The 18,932-nt window shown below is 44.0% G+C and carries 23 protein-coding genes; 9 read left to right on the top strand and 14 right to left on the bottom strand.

Annotated features, from left to right (window positions below; translation table 11 throughout):
* Positions 1 to 3 precede the first annotated feature (3 nt).
* Positions 4 to 1,056 (bottom strand): transporter substrate-binding domain-containing protein, encoded by a 1,053-nt coding sequence (locus tag O9X84_RS08390; protein WP_269519245.1) that lies wholly within the window; start codon positions 1,054 to 1,056, stop codon positions 4 to 6.
* A gap of 312 nt (positions 1,057 to 1,368) precedes the next feature.
* Here O9X84_RS08390 and rplM point away from each other — a divergent pair, with 312 nt between their 5' ends.
* The 7 genes from rplM (at position 1,369) to O9X84_RS08355 (ending at position 6,443) form a co-directional block, all read left to right on the top strand.
* A complete protein-coding gene (rplM, locus tag O9X84_RS08385) occupies positions 1,369 to 1,797 on the top strand; it encodes a 50S ribosomal protein L13 (RefSeq protein WP_269519244.1) in 429 nt (142 codons plus the stop codon).
* Between the two features lie 12 nt (positions 1,798 to 1,809).
* Positions 1,810 to 2,202, top strand: a complete 393-nt coding sequence (gene rpsI / locus O9X84_RS08380) for a 30S ribosomal protein S9 (protein ID WP_269519243.1) — start codon at positions 1,810 to 1,812, stop codon at positions 2,200 to 2,202.
* Positions 2,203 to 2,592: 390 nt separating this feature from the next.
* Positions 2,593 to 3,222 carry a ubiquinol-cytochrome c reductase iron-sulfur subunit gene (petA, locus tag O9X84_RS08375; RefSeq protein WP_269519242.1) on the top strand — a complete coding sequence of 210 codons (630 nt, stop codon included), beginning with the start codon at positions 2,593 to 2,595 and terminating at the stop codon, positions 3,220 to 3,222.
* A 4-nt stretch (positions 3,223 to 3,226) separates the two neighbouring features.
* On the top strand, positions 3,227 to 4,492 hold the full coding sequence (locus tag O9X84_RS08370) for a cytochrome b (protein ID WP_269519241.1): 1,266 nt from the start codon (positions 3,227 to 3,229) through the stop codon (positions 4,490 to 4,492).
* Positions 4,489 to 5,223 carry a cytochrome c1 gene (locus tag O9X84_RS08365; RefSeq protein WP_269519239.1) on the top strand — a complete coding sequence of 245 codons (735 nt, stop codon included), beginning with the start codon at positions 4,489 to 4,491 and terminating at the stop codon, positions 5,221 to 5,223. Before O9X84_RS08370 ends, O9X84_RS08365 begins: the two co-directional genes overlap by 4 nt.
* A gap of 114 nt (positions 5,224 to 5,337) precedes the next feature.
* Complete coding sequence (gene sspA, locus O9X84_RS08360; RefSeq protein ID WP_032096330.1) at positions 5,338 to 5,970, top strand: stringent starvation protein SspA; 633 nt, start codon at positions 5,338 to 5,340, stop codon at positions 5,968 to 5,970.
* Positions 5,967 to 6,443 carry a ClpXP protease specificity-enhancing factor gene (locus tag O9X84_RS08355; RefSeq protein ID WP_269519237.1) on the top strand — a complete coding sequence of 159 codons (477 nt, stop codon included), beginning with the start codon at positions 5,967 to 5,969 and terminating at the stop codon, positions 6,441 to 6,443. The genes sspA and O9X84_RS08355 overlap by 4 nt, the downstream gene beginning before the upstream one ends.
* A gap of 148 nt (positions 6,444 to 6,591) precedes the next feature.
* On the opposite strand, the gene O9X84_RS08350 is transcribed toward O9X84_RS08355, so the two are convergent.
* The 13 genes from O9X84_RS08350 to O9X84_RS08290 form a co-directional block, all read right to left on the bottom strand.
* On the bottom strand, positions 6,592 to 7,320 hold the full coding sequence (locus O9X84_RS08350) for a CBM9 family sugar-binding protein (protein WP_269519236.1): 729 nt from the start codon (positions 7,318 to 7,320) through the stop codon (positions 6,592 to 6,594).
* A gap of 38 nt (positions 7,321 to 7,358) precedes the next feature.
* On the bottom strand, positions 7,359 to 8,717 hold the full coding sequence (gene mgtE, locus O9X84_RS08345; protein WP_269519234.1) for a magnesium transporter: 1,359 nt from the start codon (positions 8,715 to 8,717) through the stop codon (positions 7,359 to 7,361).
* Positions 8,718 to 9,001: 284 nt separating this feature from the next.
* Positions 9,002 to 9,274 carry an HPr family phosphocarrier protein gene (locus O9X84_RS08340; protein WP_032096333.1) on the bottom strand — a complete coding sequence of 91 codons (273 nt, stop codon included), beginning with the start codon at positions 9,272 to 9,274 and terminating at the stop codon, positions 9,002 to 9,004.
* Positions 9,275 to 9,308: 34 nt separating this feature from the next.
* Entirely contained in the window at positions 9,309 to 10,151 is an 843-nt protein-coding gene (gene rapZ, locus O9X84_RS08335; RefSeq protein ID WP_163107415.1) for an RNase adapter RapZ, read from the bottom strand.
* Between the two features lie 60 nt (positions 10,152 to 10,211).
* Entirely contained in the window at positions 10,212 to 10,658 is a 447-nt protein-coding gene (gene ptsN, locus O9X84_RS08330; RefSeq protein ID WP_269519233.1) for a PTS IIA-like nitrogen regulatory protein PtsN, read from the bottom strand.
* A 13-nt stretch (positions 10,659 to 10,671) separates the two neighbouring features.
* On the bottom strand, positions 10,672 to 10,959 hold the full coding sequence (hpf, locus tag O9X84_RS08325) for a ribosome hibernation promoting factor (protein WP_032096336.1): 288 nt from the start codon (positions 10,957 to 10,959) through the stop codon (positions 10,672 to 10,674).
* A 28-nt stretch (positions 10,960 to 10,987) separates the two neighbouring features.
* Entirely contained in the window at positions 10,988 to 12,487 is a 1,500-nt protein-coding gene (locus tag O9X84_RS08320) for an RNA polymerase factor sigma-54 (protein ID WP_269519231.1), read from the bottom strand.
* Positions 12,488 to 12,565: 78 nt separating this feature from the next.
* A complete protein-coding gene (lptB, locus tag O9X84_RS08315) occupies positions 12,566 to 13,291 on the bottom strand; it encodes an LPS export ABC transporter ATP-binding protein (protein ID WP_269519230.1) in 726 nt (241 codons plus the stop codon).
* 2 nt (positions 13,292 to 13,293) lie between these two features.
* Positions 13,294 to 13,869 (bottom strand): lipopolysaccharide transport periplasmic protein LptA, encoded by a 576-nt coding sequence (lptA, locus tag O9X84_RS08310; protein WP_269519229.1) that lies wholly within the window; start codon positions 13,867 to 13,869, stop codon positions 13,294 to 13,296.
* Positions 13,838 to 14,416: an LPS export ABC transporter periplasmic protein LptC gene (gene lptC, locus O9X84_RS08305; protein WP_269519228.1), complete on the bottom strand. Its 579-nt coding sequence runs from the start codon at positions 14,414 to 14,416 to the stop codon at positions 13,838 to 13,840. Before lptC ends, lptA begins: the two co-directional genes overlap by 32 nt.
* Positions 14,413 to 14,961, bottom strand: a complete 549-nt coding sequence (gene kdsC, locus O9X84_RS08300; RefSeq protein WP_269519411.1) for a 3-deoxy-manno-octulosonate-8-phosphatase KdsC — start codon at positions 14,959 to 14,961, stop codon at positions 14,413 to 14,415. Before kdsC ends, lptC begins: the two co-directional genes overlap by 4 nt.
* Before the next feature lie 72 nt (positions 14,962 to 15,033).
* A complete protein-coding gene (locus tag O9X84_RS08295; RefSeq protein WP_269519226.1) occupies positions 15,034 to 16,011 on the bottom strand; it encodes a KpsF/GutQ family sugar-phosphate isomerase in 978 nt (325 codons plus the stop codon).
* Complete coding sequence (locus O9X84_RS08290; RefSeq protein WP_269519225.1) at positions 16,011 to 16,967, bottom strand: calcium/sodium antiporter; 957 nt, start codon at positions 16,965 to 16,967, stop codon at positions 16,011 to 16,013. The genes O9X84_RS08295 and O9X84_RS08290 overlap by 1 nt, the downstream gene beginning before the upstream one ends.
* A gap of 388 nt (positions 16,968 to 17,355) precedes the next feature.
* Here O9X84_RS08290 and mlaF point away from each other — a divergent pair, with 388 nt between their 5' ends.
* On the top strand, positions 17,356 to 18,156 hold the full coding sequence (gene mlaF, locus O9X84_RS08285) for a phospholipid ABC transporter ATP-binding protein MlaF (RefSeq protein WP_269519223.1): 801 nt from the start codon (positions 17,356 to 17,358) through the stop codon (positions 18,154 to 18,156).
* Complete coding sequence (mlaE, locus tag O9X84_RS08280; RefSeq protein WP_269519222.1) at positions 18,153 to 18,929, top strand: lipid asymmetry maintenance ABC transporter permease subunit MlaE; 777 nt, start codon at positions 18,153 to 18,155, stop codon at positions 18,927 to 18,929. Before mlaF ends, mlaE begins: the two co-directional genes overlap by 4 nt.
* Positions 18,930 to 18,932 lie beyond the last annotated feature (3 nt).

Below are 18,932 nucleotides of genomic sequence, written 5' to 3'. Positions count from 1 at the left end.
TTACTAATTACTCACATCAATAGCCACCGAGGGGGAACCCATTTCCAGCTCCATAGCTTTAACTGCAAGCTGAGGAGTTTTGACCCAATCTGCATAGTCAAGGGGGCCAGGAATGAGGGGGTTTTCTAATTGATGTACTTGGCGTTTGGTGTCATTAAGTAGCTCATTAGCGAGTAAGTGAGTATCAATACTATGGAAAATTTCTTCTAGCTCCCCCGATTGAATCAGCCTTATAAGTCCAAGACGGATCCTATTGGCTAATTGCTGTTTGTCTGAGCGTACAAAGAAATACTCGTAGTTGGGATAAGTAATGAGATGATTTTCATCTATGGCTAAGGTGCTACTATCAAAGTACTGAATGTCGTTATGTATCTCAATAATATTTCTAGGAAAGCCGTCTACCACATTGCGCTCAACGAGTAGGTACATAGAGCTAAACCACGTACTCCAATCTTCACTCATTACGCCGAAGCCGTTGGCTTTGAGTATTTTCAAATCTGGCCAATCAGAACCTTGCACAAACTTCTTTTCTTTTAAAACTTTCAGTGAAGTTATGCCTTCGAACTGTGCTTTTTCCTTTTTGTTCACGACGATGATGCGATGACCAGAATAGCCACGCAGTAAGGGTAAGCGTATTGGAGTGAGTTTACTCTCTCTAGATTTACTCGTTACGCTCCACATAATATCGACAGAGCCCTCAAGTACGCTTCGCAATTGACGGCTTTGGGACATTGGCTGTGGGTGAAGGGAAACGGTTAGTTCGCCGAAATCTGAAGTGACTTCAAGGGCTCGGGACAACACTGATATTTGGTATTTCCCAAAGTCATTGTTCGCAAAGGCTTTGGATATAACAACCGTGTTCGCTGCACCGTCTTTCTTGTCAAGCGAGTCGCTAGGTGCGTCATCAGAATTTTCATTAATCCTTTCAACACCATCATCATTAACTACATCTTGAGCCGACTCATAGAAGAGGGCAGTCGCTGGGTAAGGCAAAACAGACAACGTTACGGCACAAGCCATAAGGTTGACAATAAAAAATGCTGTAGGGCGATTCATGATGCTGTCGTTATTTTCTATTTATCTGTTTAGTTATTTTTGTCGTTATTATAATTGGTCAAAAATAAAGCAGATAAACATTATCTTATATTGAAATGGAAGTCACCGTTTAAAGCAGAAAAACTGTACATTTTTTTCACTATAGGGGTTCGCATTTGCGATAAAATCTGTATAATTCGCGCCCTGCCCAGTTACGCCCACCTTTGGGAAGGTGGAAGAATCGACCGGCTCGAAGGGGTCTTTGTGTTGATTTTATGGTGATTTCTGGTGTTCAGAAATCAGTAACGACGATATTATTCGGGTGATATTTAAATGAAAACTTTTGTTGCAAAGCCAGAAACGGTACAACGTGACTGGTACGTGGTTGACGCCACAGACAAAACTCTAGGCCGTTTGGCTTCAGAAATCGCATTGCGCCTTCGTGGTAAGCATAAGCCAGAGTACACGCCTCACGTAGACACTGGTGATTATATTATTGTTATTAATGCTGACAAAATTACGGTTACTGGCCGTAAAGCATTAAACAAAATCTACTATGCACACAGTGGCTATCCAGGTGGTCTGAAAGAAACTAACTTTGAAAAGCTGCTAGCTTTCAAACCAGAAATGGTTATTGAGAAAGCAGTGAAAGGAATGCTGCCAAAAGGTCCTCTAGGCCGTGCAATGTTCCGTAAAATGAAAGTTTACGCTGGTGCAGAGCATAATCATGCAGCACAGCAACCACAAGTTTTGGACATCTAAGGGGAATTCGACATGGCAGATACTCAATACTACGGCACCGGCCGCCGCAAAAGTTCTACCGCTCGTGTTTTCTTGCGTCCAGGCACAGGTAGCATTCAGGTAAACAAACGTGCTCTTGATGAGTACTTTGGTCGCGAAACAGAGTGTATGGTTGTTCGTCAACCTCTAGAGCTTGTAGAAATGCTAGAAAAGTTTGACCTATACATCACTGTTAAAGGTGGTGGTTCAAATGGTCAAGCTGGCGCTATTCGTCACGGCATCACTCGTGCTCTTATGGAGTATGATGAAGCACTACGTCCTGCACTACGCAAAGCTGGCTTCGTTACTCGTGACGCTCGTCAGGTTGAACGTAAGAAAGTGGGTCTACACAAAGCGCGTAAGCGTCCACAATTCTCAAAACGTTAATCTACGTTTTTTGTATTGCAAAAACCCGGCTATGCCGGGTTTTTTATTGCCTGTAAGAAATTGAATAAAATAAAAAAGGTTTAATTTCCTCAGCTTTTCAACCGCGATATGCAGCAAAGCCTTGATTTAGCACACTTATGATCAGTTTCGCCCTCAATTCTAATGAATTAAATTTGTGCTTAAATACCAGTAAAACCTTGTGTTTATAAGGGCTTTTCTTTTATCATTTACAGTCGAAAAATTTGAAAACTTTCGTGGAGTTATCAAACAGCGCATTTTGCTGTGTGTTCGCTATCACGACAAGCCATATGATGCGGTAATACAGGCGAGATAAAACCAGTATAAGCCTTTAAGATGGCATCATAATTATCCAAACCTGGAGAAATGTGGATGAGCAATGTATCTGTAGATGCAACAAAGTCTGCACATAACGAAGATCAGCCTGAGAACAACACCCGTCGTCGGTTTTTGACCGTTGCCACGTCGGTTGTTGGCGGTGTAGGTGTCGTTGGTGCTGCAGTGCCTTTTATTGCGTCCTGGAATCCAAGTGCCAAAGCGAAAGCGGCCGGTGCTGACGTTGAAGTAGATATCAGCGGGATTGAGCCTGGACAGTTAGTGCGTGTAATGTGGCGAAGCAAACCCGTGTGGATTGTGCGTCGTACCCCTGAGCTTTTAGAAGCACTTAGTGGGCACGAAGATCAGCTTAAAGATCCAAATTCAGAAGCCGAACAGCAACCTACGTTTGCTCAAAACCGCTTCCGCTCCTTGAAAGAAGAATACTTAATCTTAGTGGGTATTTGTACTCACCTTGGATGCTCTCCACAGCATCTCAAAGACGGTGCATTTGAAGAATACGTCGAGGGTGTTCCTGAAGGTTTCTTCTGCCCGTGCCACGGTTCTAAGTTTGATATGGCAGGACGTGTATTTCAAAACGTTCCTGCACCATTAAACCTAGTAGTGCCGCCTTATCAGTTCGTTGATGATACAAATATCATCATTGGTTCAGAAGCGGAGGCTTAATTATATGAACGCTTTTCTAGGTTGGATTGAAGACCGCATCCCGGTGATGCGCGTTGCAAACATGCACGCTATTCAATACCCAGCGCCAAAAAACATGAACTTTTGGTATGTATTTGGGTTTTTAGCAACCATCGTTCTGGTCAACCAAATAATTACTGGTATTTGGCTAACCATGAACTTTGTACCTTCAGCAGAGGGCGCTTTTGCATCTGTTGAATACATCATGCGTGAAATTGATTACGGATGGATAATCCGTTATATGCACAGTACAGGCGCATCAGCGTTCTTCATCGTTGTATACATGCATATGTTCCGCGGGATGATATACGGTTCGTACCAAAAGCCACGTGAGCTACTGTGGGTGTTTGGTATGTTTATCTATCTTGCACTGATGGCTGAAGCCTTCATGGGATACGTACTTCCATGGGGACAAATGTCTTACTGGGGTGCTCAGGTAATCGTTTCATTATTTGGTGCAATTCCGGTAGTGGGTCCTGACCTCGTTATTTGGTTACAGGGCGACTACGTTATTTCAGGTGCCACGCTAAACCGTTTCTTTGCATTGCATGTTATTGCATTGCCATTAGTGATTGTAATTCTTGTGTTCTTGCACATTATTGCGCTTCACGAAGTGGGCTCTAACAACCCGGATGGCGTAGCCATTAAGCATAAGAAGGGCTCACTGCCAGAGTCAGAGAAAACAAAGTACAAAATTCACGAGTACTATACGAGCAAATACGACATTGCTGACGATGTTCTACCGTTCTTCCCTCACATTGTGTTGAAAGACTTAGTGGCGTTCTGTGTATTCTTGGCGCTATTTACTTACGTATTGTTCTTCGCTCCAGAAATGGGTGGTAAGTTCCTTGAACACCCTAATTTTGAAATTGCTAACCCTCTGAAAACACCAGCGCATATATTCCCTGTTTGGTATTTCACGCCTTTCTACGCAATTTTGAAAGCAGTACCTGACAAGCTGTTTGGTGTACTTGCTATGTTTGGTGCTATTGCAGCCTTGTTCGCGATGCCGTGGGTAGACCGTGGTCGCGTTAAATCATGGCGCTATCGTTGTGGTTTACACAAGGTGAACCTCATCGTGTTTGCTATTGTGTTTATCTTCCTAGGTTACCTAGGCGGTACGCCACAAGAAAACTGGAAAATCATTGCGTCGCAGGTTGCTACAATCATGTACTTTGGTTTCTTCATCGCATTGTTCTTGTACAGCAAAAACGAAAATACTAAACCTGTGCCAGAGAGGATTCCTAAATGAAAAAAATGATATGCTTTTTAGCATTCTTTCTACCTGGCGTCGCGATGGCGGCAGGTGGGAATGTGCACTTGGACTCAGCGCCGAATGACTTGTCAGATAAGGCTTCATTGCAGCGCGGTGCCCAGTTGTTCATGAACTATTGCTTGGGCTGTCACTCAATGAAGTATCAGCGCTATCAACGTTCATTCACTGATTTGGGTATTCCAGATGAGTTAGGTGAAGAGTACCTTCAGTTTACAGGTGAAAAAGTGTCTGACTATATCACTCGTGCAATGCCTGAAGACGCTGCTGCCGGTTGGTTTGGTGCTGCGCCACCTGATCTTACGTTAGTCGCTCGAGTTCGTGGAACAGATTGGATATACACCTATTTGCGTGCATTCTATGTGGACGAAAGCAGACCGTTTGGTGTTAACAATACCGTGTTCCCGGAAGTGGGTATGCCTCACGTTTTACAACCTCTTCAAGGCACGCCGACGCGTACTTATGAAGAGCAGATGGTAGATGGCGAGATGGTTAAGCGCTATGTGGGTATCAAGTCAGATGGCACAGGTTCAATGTCTCCTGACGAATACGACCAAGCGGTTACTGATATCGTGAACTTCTTGGAGTATACCGGCGAGCCATCTAAACTTGAGTCGCACAAAATTGGTAAGTGGGTACTTATCTTTATTGCCGTATTATTTGTGTTTGTTTACTTGCTCAAGAAAGATTACTGGCGAGAAGTGCACTAATCGCACAGATTTATGTATAATACCAAAAGGGGGCTTCTCGCCCCCTTTTTTGGCATTTGTAATTCGCTCATTTTAACAGTGGGCATTAACTTGTTTCTCGACGGAGGAAATTGAATGGCCGTAGCCGCGAATAAACGTTCTATCATGACGTTGTTCTCTGACACAATTGATATTTATAGCCACCAGGTTCGTATTGTGTTGGCAGAAAAAGGTGTGGGTGTTGAAATCAGCTACACAGATCCTAGTAACTTATCTGAAGATCTGTTGGAGTTAAACCCATACGGTACGGTACCCACTCTTGTTGATCGTGAACTCGTACTTTATAAGTCTCACATCATCATGGAATACCTTGATGAGCGCTTCCCGCACCCACCATTGATGCCGGTATACCCAGTGTCTCGTGGTACTAGTCGTTTAATGATGCACCGCATCGAGCAAGATTGGTATTCACTAGCTGCACGCATTTTCCGCGGTGAAGGCGATGTTGAGTCATCACGTAATGAACTTCGTGAAGCTATTCTATCTTTAGCACCTGTTTTTGCTGAAATGCCTTACTTTATGAGTGAAGAGTTCAGCTTGGTAGATTGCTATTTAGCGCCGCTATTATGGCGTTTACCTGCATTAGGCATCGAGCTTAGTGGAACAGGTAGCAAGGAAATTAGTACTTACATGAACCGTATTTTCTCTCGCAGTTCGTTCAAAGCATCTTTGACTGACCAAGAGCGCGAGATCCACAACCCATTATGACATCTATGACGTCAAACCAGCCCTATCTACTTAGGGCTTTTTATGAATGGATAGTGGATAACGATATGACGCCATACGTTGTTGTTGATGCAACAAACGAATTGGTTGAAGTTCCGCAAGAATTTGTTAAAGACGGCCAGATTGTACTTAATGTATCGCCGAGTGCCTGCGTTGGATTTAACCTCGATATAAACGGTTTGTCTTTTCAAGCGCGTTTTGGAGGCCAACCTCGTCGTCTAAGCATGCCCTGCGAAGCGGTAATTGCAATATACGCACGTGAGAATGGTGCTGGTACTGTTTTTGCCACAGAAGAAGACGTAGCACGTTCAGATTCTTTGGAGTCGGAAGAGCGCATTCTTAGCGAGCCAGAACAAACAGGGCCAACTTCTATTGAAGATGCTGATGGGCCTGCTTCAAGCAATGCGCCTGTACCACCTAAAAAAGGTAAGCCTACGCTGAAGGTCATTAAGTAGCATTGATAACAGTAATGGCTTACTTGTAAGCCCGAACTATTCAAAAGCCGCAGTATTGTGAAATACTGCGGTTTTTGTGTTTAAGGCTGATTTTTTAGAGCGGTAGCTGTTAATCGTGATAGTTATTAAAAGTGTTAGGTCACAACCGCTACTCTTTAGGTAGTAAGGTTATCTTTGCGAAAACATCTGCATCGATGTATCCACGGTTTTTGTCACCGTTTACCGCCTGTATCTCATGAGATCCCATAAAATGCTCACGTAATTCACTGCCATCATTGTCACAATAAGCCAGCATGAAACCAACAATTTGGTGTTTATGTAACACTAATGGGGCGTTATCGGCACTTTCTTGGTAATTATTGGGAAAGAGTTTAATCGCCACTTCCCAGATGATGTTATAAGGCGGCGATGTTTGTCGTTGCCATCGGCTTGTAAGATGCTCTGTGTACAGGTGGGGTTTTCTGTCAGGCCCAAAGTCGGCCGCTTGGTTATCAAGGCCTATGTGATAGGCAAATGCAGTATGGTTAAATTGATGATTACCACCAGAGGCATCACTATCTATAAATACTTCAAGCGCATCATCATTCCAATATTTTTTAGTGGGGTTAGCATGAGTGTCAATGAGCACATCATCGCTGATACTCGCCTGCAAATAGAGATAGTTTTCATCCCACAGTAATCGATAGCGGCCTTTAAAGTCTCCATCTGAATCAGGGAGTGCTCCATCCATTAAATAGGGCATATCGTGCCATGTGGCTTTATCCCAAGCATCTTCTGAAACACCATCAATTTGAATAGGCGTTGACGTGTAACTAACGTTTCCAGCAGCTACTAAGAAGGGAGTAAGTAAACCAACGGCTAATATTATGCGTTTCATGAGTATATCCCCGAATTGCTGACAATCTTATTTTGGCGCTACACCAAAAAAAGAGTGGCGGTACCTAAGAATGCAAAAATACCCACCACGTCTGTGATGGTGGTTAAAATGACGCTTCCTGCAAGTGCTGGATCTATCTTCAATCGTTTCATTATCATGGGCAATGTAGCGCCGGCTAATGCAGCCGCAATCATATTAACAAGCATAGCAAATGCAATGATGACGCCTAGCATATAGTCTTGCTTCCACAGTGCGATGACAGACGCTATTAATACCGCCCAAATAATGCCGTTTAATACACCAATGGCAATCTCTTTGCTAATCAGCCAGCGGGAGTTATTCGCGTTGACATGGCCTAATGCCATACCGCGTATAACAAGAGTCAGAGTTTGGTTACCTGCCACACCACCCATGCTTGGTACAATGGTGTTTAAAATAGCGAGTACAGCTAATGCGCTTAACGTTTCTTCGAACAAGTCGCTCACCATTGCAGCCATTAAGGCCGTGGCAAGGTTTACCGCTAGCCACACTGAACGTCTCTTGGTACTTTGCATAACGGGGGCGAAGGTATCTTCATCATCGTCTAGTCCAGCCATACTCATCATGGAGTGTTCCGCGTCTTCGCGGATAATATCAACCACGTCATCAATGGTGATACGCCCTACAAGGCGATTGTTTTCATCAACAACAGGTGCCGAAAGCCAGTTATAGCGCTCAAACAGACTTGCGACTTCATCGTCTGGCATGTTGACCGGAATGGCCTCTGACTCTTCGTCCATCACATCAGACACCTTGTCACTGGTGTCGGCAGTTAATAGTCTGGTAACCGGTACGATACCAACCAGGTTGTCAGTGCGATTGACCACATAAAAGGTATCTGTGTTTTCTGGCAGTTCGCCCTTAAGGCGGATGTAACGCAACACCACATCAATAGTGACATCGGGACGCAGGGTGATAGTGTCGGTATTCATGATGAAGCCTGCTGTCTCTTCACCATAAGACAAGGCTTGTTCGGCGCGCACACGGTCTTGTGCGTCCATAGAATCCAAGATATCGAGTAGTACAGTCTCTGGCAGACTGCTTAGGGTCTCTGCTAAATCATCGGTGTCCATTTCCTCAAGCGCGTCAACGACGTTTGCAGGCAGCATTTTAGTGATGATACCGTTTCGCACATCGTCAGAAAGCTCTTCTAAAATATCGCCGTGAAAGTCGCCGTCAATCAACTCCCATAGCTCGTCACGAGTGCGGCTAGGGCTAGACTCTAAAATGTGGGCTACGTCGGAAGGCGGAAGTTCGAGAAGGAGCTTTCTAACCGACACAAACTGGCCGTTACTCAGCGCATTGTTGAGCGTTCGCAATTGAGTTTGTACATATTTAGAAACGAGAGCTTCTGCCATGAAAAGCAATTCCTAACCAAGAGTGTGCCCAAAGAAAGCGTATTTCACGCCGTAGACAATGACCAAATATATTGAGCTTATAGAATAGCGTATTTACCCTAGCAGTGTCATGATAAATACATTGTTTTAAAATGGGTTTTTACGTGTCAGCGCTTATGTTGGCTGTCTTGTCGGCAGTTATATCATCGGTGATATAAGCGTTTACCAGAGCACTTATATAAGACGTTATATAAACGCTTAGCCAGCGGCCAGTGAAGAGCTGACCTATAAGAAGGCCTACGAGGTTACTCGTCTTCGTTAAAGCGACCTTCAATGAGTGTTTCAATAGCGGCTAAGGCGTCCTCTGCATCATCGCCTTCAACAATCACGTTAACCTGCTCACCCTGATGGCTTTCAAGCATCATCAACCCAAGCACGCTGCTTGCGTCGGCCTGTTTATCACCTTTTTCAAGAATTATTTTGGCATCAAACTGATTAGCAAGCTGAACCAGTTGGGTTGCTGCCCTCGCATGAAGGCCAAGTTTATTGACGATGGTGAGTGTTTTCTCAATAGTCACTAGTATTTACGCTCTTGTTTATTATTGCGAGTGGTTAATTTAGCTCTCTGTGGCGTATCTGCACATCAGGATGAATTTCACCGAATGTTTTTGACAACGTCTGCGCAATATAGACAGACCGGTGCTGACCACCCGTACAGCCAATAGCTACCGTGACATAGCTTCTATTATTTCGCTCAAGATGAGGCAGCCATGTGGTCATTAAGTTTTGGATTTGCCATACAAACTTAGTTACCACAGGTTGTGAGCCAAGAAATACTTCTACAGGTGCGTCTAAACCCGTCAAATGCCGCAAATCAGGCTCCCAGTGAGGGTTCGGCAAGAAACGAGCATCAAATACATAGTCAGCATCTTTAGGTATACCGTGCTTAAAGCCAAAAGATTCAAACACCAACACTAAACGAGAACTCTTTTTACCTAAAATCCGCTCGCGAATAATTTCGGCCAACTGATGTATAGTAAGCTTATCTGTGTCTAAGTAGAGGTCAGCACGCTCAACAATAGGCCCAAGCAACGTTGATTCTGCCTTTATGGCCTCAGAGAGCGATTTATTTAATTTCGCTAGAGGGTGTAAACGTCTAGTTTCGCTAAAGCGCTTTACTAACACGTCGTCACTGGCGTCAATGTAAACAATCGTCATCGACCAAGAGGAGGGTAGGTAGTCTAATATTTCTACCAAATCGTTGGGATTCTTTGGCAAATTGCGTACGTCGATACTCACCGCTACCTGATCGTATTCATCCACAACAGTATGGGTGAGCGTTGGTAGCAAATTGACGGGAATATTATCGACACAATAGTAGCCCAAATCTTCCAGTGCTCTTAATGCCACCGACTTTCCTGAGCCTGAACGACCACTGATAATGATCAGCTTCACCGATATTTCTCCCTAAACAAAAAAATGACGAAAACGTCAATGTATCTTTTGAAACTGTCTTTACATGCCAAGTGCTGAAACAATATCTTCGTTGGTTTTGGCTCTGCGTATCGCTTTGACAGTGTCTTTGTCGCTGAGCTTACCAGCCACTGTCGCTAAGGTTTGTAAATGTCCCTCTGTCTGTTCTTCAGGCACTAGAAGTGCAAAAAATATATCGACAGGTTTTTCATCGAGGGCGTCAAAATTAATCGCTGGAATGCAGGTTACAATGATGGCCATAACGTGTTCTAAACCCGCTAGGCGGCCATGGGGGAGCGCTATACCGTTACCTATTCCTGTACTGCCCATCCGCTCTCTTGATAAGAGACTGTTCAGCACGGTGACTTGGTCAATGCTTTCATTGTCTTGGGCAGCAATGTCAGAAATGATTTCTAATATTCGCTTCTTGCTATTGCACTGAACCGCACACTCGGTGCGGTTCAGGCTTACGATGGCTTTAATATCCATGCTTAATTATCTATTAATGCTTTTTCAGCTTTTCCTTATGCTTGATCACCTGCCTGTCGAGTTTATCAACCATGCTGTCAATCGCCGCATACATATCGGTATTTTCTGAGGATGCAAATACTTCGGCACCACTTAAGTGCATCGTAGCTTCTGCTTTTTGGTTTATTTTTTCTACGTTCAGGATGACATGCACATTAGAAATGTGATCAAAGTGACGCTCGAGTTTACTAAACTTCGTATCGACATAATTACGCAAAGAATCGGTGATTTCCACATGATGACCAGTTAGGTTGATTTGCATATTTCGTCTTCCTTTTAATATTACGCCTTTAGATAAGGCTTTTGCGTTGGTTAGACGGGGGTATCGATAAAGACTCCCGGTATTTTGCTATTGTCCGCCGAGCGACTTTTATGCCTTGCTCTGCCAACAATAAAGCAATTTTGCTATCGCTTAATGGTTTGCTTGGCGTTTCTGCTGCTACCAATTTCTTAATTAATGCACGAATGGCCGTTGACGAGCATTCGCCGCCAGACTCAGTTGCCACATGGCTCGAAAAGAAATACTTCAATTCGTAAATACCGCGCGGCGTATGCATATACTTCTGAGTCGTTACTCGCGATATTGTGGATTCGTGCATATCCACCATTTCTGCGACATCATTGAGCACCATTGGTTTCATCATTTCTGGTCCGTGCTCAAAAAATCCCATTTGCTGTTGAACGATACAGTTAGCCACTTTCATTAAGGTATCGTTTCTAGACTCTAAACTCTTTATAAACCATTTAGCTTCTTGCATATGAGAACGAATAAACTGAGAGTCACTGCTGTTTTTTGCTTTACGGCTCATTGCCGCGTATTGCTGATTTACACCAAGCTTAGGTAAACTGTCGGGGTTAAGTTCAACAGTCCAGCGACCGTTTTTCTTCGCCACAGATACATCAGGAATAACATACTCAGGCTCTTTAGTAACTAAAGCACTACCTGGGCGAGGGTTCAAGGTTTGAAGTAAACGCATGGCCTCCCGAAGTTCATCTTCCTTCAATCGACTCTTGCGCATAAGCGTTCTGTAGTCTTTGCTGCTCAAAAGGTCAGAGTAGTCTTCAATTAGCCTTTTCGCTTCTTCTAGCCAAGGTGTATCGTCGGCAAACTGGCGCAGTTGCACCATTAAACATTCCTGTGGAGAGCGAGAGCCTGAACCAATAGGGTCGAACATTTGAATGCGTTTTAATACACATTCTACTTCATCAAGCTCAATTTCTTCTTCTATGTTTTCTGTTTCAATATCTTCAAAATTTACCGCTTCTAATATTTCATCTAGCGAAGCGGTGAGGTAGCCCGACTCGTCAATTGAGTCGATAATGGCAATGGCTATTGCTCTATCGATATCAGAAAAAGGCGTTAAACGCATTTGCCAAAGAAGGTGAGTTTGAATGTCGTCAGTGGTTTCGCCTTGAAAAATATGATCATCATCATTGTTAGATGGACCTGGTGCTGGCGCTGAAGAAGCTGAGTAATATTCGTCCCAAGTGCTATCGATTGGCAGCTCATCGGGTAAGTCATTCTTTTCGAGAGCATCGCCCGATTCTAGGGTGTCGCTGGACGCTGACGCGGTAGCCTCATTTTGGCTATCGTCATTGTCCATGTTGTTTTTTTCTGCCTGAGGCTCGTCATTACCTTCTTCTATTTCGAGAAGAGGATTGGAATCGAGAGCCTCTTGGATCTCCTGTTGAAGATCAAGTGTAGACAACTGCAGCAGCTTGATTGCCTGCTGAAGTTGCGGAGTCATCGTTAGTTGTTGACTAAATTTTAGCTGTAAAGATGGTTTCATCTATATCTTATTTTAATGCTCTTGAGTGAATATACCTGAGCTGTTTTTGAAAAAGGACAATTAGGTTACATACAATAACTATAGCCTGAATTGTTCGCCTAGGTATACATCCCTTACTTTTTGATTACTTAAAACCTGTTCCGCCGTTCCTTGCGCAATAAGTTCACCATGACTTACGATGTATGCCTTTTCACAGACATCCAACGTTTCCCGCACGTTGTGGTCGGTAATGAGTATACCCAACCCTCTGTCACGAAGGTGCTGTATTATCTTCTTTATATCATTAACTGATATTGGATCAACACCAGCAAATGGTTCATCGAGCAAAATAAATTCAGGTTTTGCTGCTAATGCACGTGCTATCTCCACTCGACGGCGTTCTCCACCGGAAAGACTCATACCCGTACTATTACGTATATGGTTGATATTAAATTCATCAAGTAGCGCGTCAGCTTCTTCTTCTTGTTGCTGAGAATTTAACTCTTTTCGAGTTTGCAAAATAGCCATAATATTTTCATGCACAGTCAGCTTTCTAAAGATTGACGCTTCCTGTGGCAAATAACCGATACCGCCTCGTGCACGTTCGTGCATTGGTTGATGAGTTAATTCATTATCATCAATAGATATTTGGCCTTTGTCTGAGGGAACCAACCCCACAATCATGTAAAAGGTCGTGGTTTTTCCCGCGCCGTTAGGCCCCAATAACCCGACAATTTGCCCGGTAGAGACTGACAGACTGACGTCAATGACTACTTGTCGAGATTTATATGCCTTAGCAAGGTTCTTTGCGCTGAGAGTTGCCATTGTTACTGCTCGCCTTTGCCATCGTTATTGCTGCTATTACCGTCATTATCTTGGCTGCGCTCATCCTTCACTTTGCGGATAGACTCTGGTGTGAATACGGTAGTAACACGTCCACTGGCATCATCAGCGCCACCAGTTGCCAGCAGCTGTTCAGTCACCATATCGAAGGTTATGCTGTTGCCTTTAACTTGGCTAGTATCCTGTTTAAGTTCCGCATTTCCATTGAGTGAAATCGTGCGCTTAGCCACTTCATAGCGTATTTCATTCGCTTTCGCAGACACCGGGTTACCGTCCTCAAGCTCTTGCGAATAACTTGCTGGATTTCCACGAGCTACAAAAATCTCACGCCCACTTCCTTCTGACGCGATAACTTCAACTTCATCTGCCTCGATGGTGAGTGAGCCTTGAGTAATAAGTACATTATCTTTGTATAAAGCAGTCTTATTTTTACCATCGATGAATTGAGAGTTAGAGCCAATCTCAATGGGTAGGCCGAAGTCGTTTTCATTACTAAATGCAGAGCGAGTGCATAGCACTAGCAGCGCACTAATTGCTAGGAGAATACGTAGTTTGTACATGGTCGATGAGCTCATATTTTTGGGTACGCAGGTTTGCGTTGAATCCGTTGCTTTGAATAACATACTGCATGCCGCGTATCTCTACGGGTTGATCTGACGTCATCTGTTTGTCATTCAAATTAATCTGAATATATTCGGTGGTAATTGATTTTACAAAGTCGTCACGACTTTGATTTTCAATTGTCACATTGTTTTCTAATTGTATTAATTCATTGTTATACAAGGTTCCCTCTAACGCCGTCACTATCCACGGTGAGCCGGCATCATTGGTATAGAGAGTGTAGTTTGGCCTCTCAAAAGAAACAAAGCCAAGCTGGTCGTAATGCTCCATAGAAGAAGCGAATACCTTATGATTAAGTTGCCCTTCGCTGTTATAAAGGGTTGTCGTTAAATTTTTGGCTCTATAAGCCGGCTTTAACGCGTTTAACCCCTCAGATGTTTCTAACACCGGGTCTTCTTCCATCCAAGTAGGAATGTACATCAGCATAGCTAAAATAAACAGCGCTGAAATACTGACGCCAAGACGGTTGAAGCCGAATTGATTCATACGCTAGCCCCAAATATCCCATCGGTGACGCCATGGGCTTGTAGTAGTGTGTCAGAAATCTCTCTGACTGCACCAAAGCCGCCTGGTAGGGTTGTGATCCAGTTTGCTTGTTTGATAACGTATGGGTGCGCATCAGCAACGGCTATTTTCACGCTAGCATGTTTAAACATACCTGTGTCAGGCATATCATCACCAACAACGGCAATGTGTTCAGGTGTTAGTTCAAGGCGGTCCATTAACTGCTTTAACGCGTCAAATTTATTTTCTTCACCTTGAATAATGTGCGCTACGTTTAACGCCTTCATTCTTTTTTCAACAATGGCTGAGCGCCTACCGGTAATAACTGCAACATCAATATGATGACTGACAAGTGCTTTAACGCCGTACCCGTCGCGAGTGTGAAAGGCTTTTAATTCTTCACCGTCATTTCCAAGATAAATCCGTCCGTCTGAAAAAACACCGTCAACATCACACACCAGCAGTTTAATATTGGCTAGTGCATCAAATAAGTTCGTATTGAGTTCGGTGTAAAGCGTGCTTGTCATTTCAACTTTATTATTCATTTCTTGGCTAATGTCCAATTCCAAATTCTTATCCCACGCCAGTCTATCATCTAATTACAACACTCCTGCTTTTAACAGCATATGCATGTTAAACGCGCCCACGGGATGATCGCTTTCATCAACGACCATTAATGCACTTATTTTACAGCTTTCCATGACATTGAGAGCTTCAACGGCGAGTTGGTCGGCGGTGGTTGTTTTACCACCTTTGGTCATGACTTCGCTCACGGTTGCCTCATGAAGGTCAACCCTAGCATCAAGGATACGGCGTAGGTCGCCGTCGGTGAATACGCCCGTTAGTGTACCGGATTCAGTTACAATCCCTGTCATGCCTAAGCCTTTTTGCGATATTTCAAGAAGCGCTTGGGCAACGGTTGCTGTCGGTTCAATCAGCGGAATATCACTGCCGGTTAACATGATATCACTGACTTTAAGCAGTAGCTTTCGTCCTAGGGAGCCCCCAGGGTGTGACAACGCAAAATCGTCGGAGGTAAACCCTTTTTTGTCGAGTAATGCAACCGAGAGCGCATCGCCCATGACCAATGTAGCGGTGGTACTTGTGGTCGGTGCTAACCCCAATGAGCAGGCCTCTTGTTCTACACTAATATTCAGTACCACATCGGCGTACTGGCCAAGGGTGCTTGAAATACTATTAGTCATGGCGATGACTTTTACGCCAAGGCGTTTAACAACCGGCAGTAAATTCACTAACTCGCCAGTTTCGCCTGAATTTGAAATAGCCAAAAGCACATCATTTTTACTGAGCATTCCCAAGTCGCCGTGATTCGCTTCACCAGGGTGCATGAAAAAGGCTGGTGTGCCAGTGCTTGCTAACGTAGCCGCTATCTTATTGCCAATATGTCCCGACTTGCCCATACCGCTAACTACCACTTTGCCAGAGCAGGCGTAAAGCATTTCACAAGCAGTAACAAAACTCTCGTCCAGTCGCTGTGCTAAATTGCTAATTGCGCGAGCCTCTATATCGATGACACGTTTTGCCGAGGTAATGTAGTCGTTTTGTTTATTTGTCATTATCCGAACAGCCAAAATTGATAGCCAACGAAGCAGGCTAAAAGTATTACACCGTTTGTGCGAGATATTTTGCGTTTACCAATTAAGTCAAAACTAAACAAAAATAGTAGTAATGTTAACCCCAGCATGACGTACATATCTCTATTGTGCACACCTGGGTCAAGCAGCCCTGGAGCGATTAGACCAGGCATACCTAAAACCGCAAGCAAATTAAAAATGTTAGACCCGATTATATTTCCCAGTGCTAAGTCATCCTCGCCTTTTAAAACGCCTGCAATACTCGCAGCAAGTTCTGGAAGGCTAGTGCCGAATGCAATTATAGTCAGTCCGATAACCAAATCAGAAAGCCCCATGTATCGGGCTATTTCAACAGCCGAGTTTACTAAAAAGTGTGCGCTGACGGGCAAAACAATTAGACCCAAGCCAATCCAAATTAGAGCTGCGGTATTAGATACCCCTTTTGGAATTTCATCAGCAGTTTCTGCAATAAGAGGGTCTTCTTTATCTACCTGCAGAGAAAGCCACGCCATCATTGCCAGCACGAAAATAAACAAACCGAGCAAAATCACGCCTTCATAAGACTTTAGCTCGCCGTCAAACATAAATGCGATGGCAATAAGTGAGATTATCAATAAAGCGGGAAGTTCACGCTTAAGTGTTGTTGATGAAACAAGAAGGGGCTTTACGAGCGCGGTTATACCAAGTACTAACGCGATGTTGGTAATGTTAGAACCTAGTGCGTTACCTACAGCAGTATTCATATTGCCATTAATAGATGCAATAGCCGATACGACAATCTCAGGCGCGGAAGAGCCCATGGCAACGATAGTTAATCCTATCATCATGGGGGAAATGCCAATATTTTTTGCTAATGCAGAGGCGCCGTAAACAAAACGATCAGCGCTCCAGCTTAAAACAATCAATCCAATGATGAAAATAACAATGTTTAAAAGCACAACGACCTGTATTTAAATATCAATTTAGAAAGATTGTCGCAAAAACGGTGCCCTTTGCCTATGCTGCTAGGCTTTTATTTTTCATTATCGAGCTGAATTGTTCAAAAAGAACTCGTGTTCAGGTTTTGTTAATGAGATTCAGCTTATGTTATGAATCATTCGTCTTCATCGAACATAACTTGTAACTTTTTGACTTTGGCGAGTGATTCAAAAAAGCGTACAATGCTGAAAAATTTAAACTTCCCGCTTATACCGGGGTCAGTAACTGTTCGAGGGCATGAATCTTGTATTGCTTTTGGACGATTTATATCTAATTTGCACAACGCGTTTTTCAAATGGCGCGTTATTCAAGCAGCGATGTCTAGTCGAGGGCCGACAATAAAACACTATGGAACATTTAGTTGAGATAGATAACTTAACCTTTAGTCGGGGTGACCGCGTTATTTACGACGGTATAACGCTAAACGTACCTAAGGGCAAAATTACTGCGGTAATGGGGCCTAGCGGAATAGGTAAAACCACCCTGTTGCGCTTAATTGGCGGGCAGTTGACTCCAGACGAGGGCGATATTCTTTTTGATAACGAATCTATCGTGTCTATGTCTCGCAAGGCACTTTATAAAGCACGGCGTAAAATGAGTATGTTGTTTCAAAGCGGTGCGCTGTTTACTGATATGACCGTGTTCGACAATGTCGCTTTTCCACTTAAAGAGCATACCAACTTATCTGATGACGTCATTGCAACCATTGTCGCATTAAAGCTACAGGCAGTGGGCTTGCGTGGTGCTGCCAACTTGATGCCAAGCGAGTTATCTGGAGGCATGGCAAGGCGTGCAGCGTTAGCACGAGCTATAGCATTGGACCCCGACCTTATAATGTATGACGAGCCTTTTGCAGGCCAAGACCCTATTTCTATGGGCGTATTAGTTAAGCTTATTCGCGAACTCAACGATGCCCTAAACCTCACCAGCATCGTGGTAACCCATGATGTGAAAGAGGTACTTACTATTGCTGACTATATTTATATTTTGGCGGATAAGCGGGTGATTGGTGAGGGAACTGCTCAGCAAATCAGAGACAGCGATTCCGAGTTAGTGCAGCAGTTTTTGAACGGAAGGGCCGATGGGCCTGTTCCTTTCCATTATCCTGCGCCAGAACTAGAAAAGAGTTTCTTGGGAGAGCGTAAATGAAATTCTTGCAGTCTTTAGGCGCTTCTACTATTTCAAAATTAACCGCTATCGGACGAGCTACATTGATGCTTGTTGGTGCGTTAGTTGCGGTGCCACGGGTTAAAAATATTCCCCTTGTTATAAAGCAGCTTTATGTGGTGGGCGTGCAGTCTTTGCTTATCATCATGGTGTCGGGTTTGTTTATCGGCATGGTAATGGCGCTGCAAGGCTACACTATTTTGGTTGACTACGGCGCTGAGGGAAGCCTTGGGCCCATGGTGGCACTGTCTTTACTGAGAGAGCTTGGTCCAGTGGTAACGGCCCTGCTATTTGCCGGGCGCGCAGGCTCTGCGTTAACGGCAGAGATTGGGTTGATGAAAGCAACTGAACAGCTAAGCAGCTTAGAGATGATGGCGGTAGACCCGCTTCGCAGAATAGTGGCTCCGCGATTTTGGGCGGGTATGCTTGCCATGCCAATGTTAGCTGTTATTTTCAGTGCCATTGGTATTTTAGGCGGGCACTTGGTGGGTGTTGATTGGTTAGGCGTAGATTCAGGAAGCTACTGGTCTATCATGCAGTCCACAGTAGATTGGAACCAAGACGTTATCAACGGCGTAATAAAGAGCATCGTATTCGCCTTGGTGGTAACGTGGATTGCCATATTTAAAGGTTACGATTCTATTCCTACATCGGAAGGGATCAGTAAAGCGACTACTGAAACAGTGGTCTATTCATCATTAGCAGTATTGGGGCTGGATTTCGTGCTAACCGCCCTCATGTTTGGTATCGAGTAGAGG

It is taken from the genome of Alteromonas sp. BMJM2 (genome assembly GCF_027257845.1).
GTDB lineage: Bacteria > Pseudomonadota > Gammaproteobacteria > Enterobacterales > Alteromonadaceae > Alteromonas.
This window is presented reverse-complemented; position numbering and strand designations above follow the sequence as displayed.

Excerpts from the sequence above, each read along its gene's own strand:
- O9X84_RS08390 (WP_269519245.1), bottom strand. The coding sequence starts at position 1,056 with ATGAATCGCCCTACAGCATTTTTTATTGTCAACCTTATGGCTTGTGCC.
- rplM (WP_269519244.1), top strand. The coding sequence starts at position 1,369 with ATGAAAACTTTTGTTGCAAAGCCAGAAACGGTACAACGTGACTGGTAC.
- rpsI (WP_269519243.1), top strand. The coding sequence starts at position 1,810 with ATGGCAGATACTCAATACTACGGCACCGGCCGCCGCAAAAGTTCTACC.
- petA (WP_269519242.1), top strand. The coding sequence starts at position 2,593 with ATGAGCAATGTATCTGTAGATGCAACAAAGTCTGCACATAACGAAGAT.
- O9X84_RS08370 (WP_269519241.1), top strand. The coding sequence starts at position 3,227 with ATGAACGCTTTTCTAGGTTGGATTGAAGACCGCATCCCGGTGATGCGC.
- O9X84_RS08365 (WP_269519239.1), top strand. The coding sequence starts at position 4,489 with ATGAAAAAAATGATATGCTTTTTAGCATTCTTTCTACCTGGCGTCGCG.
- sspA (WP_032096330.1), top strand. The coding sequence starts at position 5,338 with ATGGCCGTAGCCGCGAATAAACGTTCTATCATGACGTTGTTCTCTGAC.
- O9X84_RS08355 (WP_269519237.1), top strand. The coding sequence starts at position 5,967 with ATGACATCTATGACGTCAAACCAGCCCTATCTACTTAGGGCTTTTTAT.
- O9X84_RS08350 (WP_269519236.1), bottom strand. The coding sequence starts at position 7,320 with ATGAAACGCATAATATTAGCCGTTGGTTTACTTACTCCCTTCTTAGTA.
- mgtE (WP_269519234.1), bottom strand. The coding sequence starts at position 8,717 with ATGGCAGAAGCTCTCGTTTCTAAATATGTACAAACTCAATTGCGAACG.
- ptsN (WP_269519233.1), bottom strand. The coding sequence starts at position 10,658 with ATGGATATTAAAGCCATCGTAAGCCTGAACCGCACCGAGTGTGCGGTT.
- hpf (WP_032096336.1), bottom strand. The coding sequence starts at position 10,959 with ATGCAAATCAACCTAACTGGTCATCATGTGGAAATCACCGATTCTTTG.
- O9X84_RS08320 (WP_269519231.1), bottom strand. The coding sequence starts at position 12,487 with ATGAAACCATCTTTACAGCTAAAATTTAGTCAACAACTAACGATGACT.
- lptB (WP_269519230.1), bottom strand. The coding sequence starts at position 13,291 with ATGGCAACTCTCAGCGCAAAGAACCTTGCTAAGGCATATAAATCTCGA.
- lptA (WP_269519229.1), bottom strand. The coding sequence starts at position 13,869 with ATGTACAAACTACGTATTCTCCTAGCAATTAGTGCGCTGCTAGTGCTA.
- lptC (WP_269519228.1), bottom strand. The coding sequence starts at position 14,416 with ATGAATCAATTCGGCTTCAACCGTCTTGGCGTCAGTATTTCAGCGCTG.
- kdsC (WP_269519411.1), bottom strand. The coding sequence starts at position 14,961 with ATGACAAGCACGCTTTACACCGAACTCAATACGAACTTATTTGATGCA.
- O9X84_RS08295 (WP_269519226.1), bottom strand. The coding sequence starts at position 16,011 with ATGACAAATAAACAAAACGACTACATTACCTCGGCAAAACGTGTCATC.
- mlaF (WP_269519223.1), top strand. The coding sequence starts at position 17,356 with ATGGAACATTTAGTTGAGATAGATAACTTAACCTTTAGTCGGGGTGAC.
- mlaE (WP_269519222.1), top strand. The coding sequence starts at position 18,153 with ATGAAATTCTTGCAGTCTTTAGGCGCTTCTACTATTTCAAAATTAACC.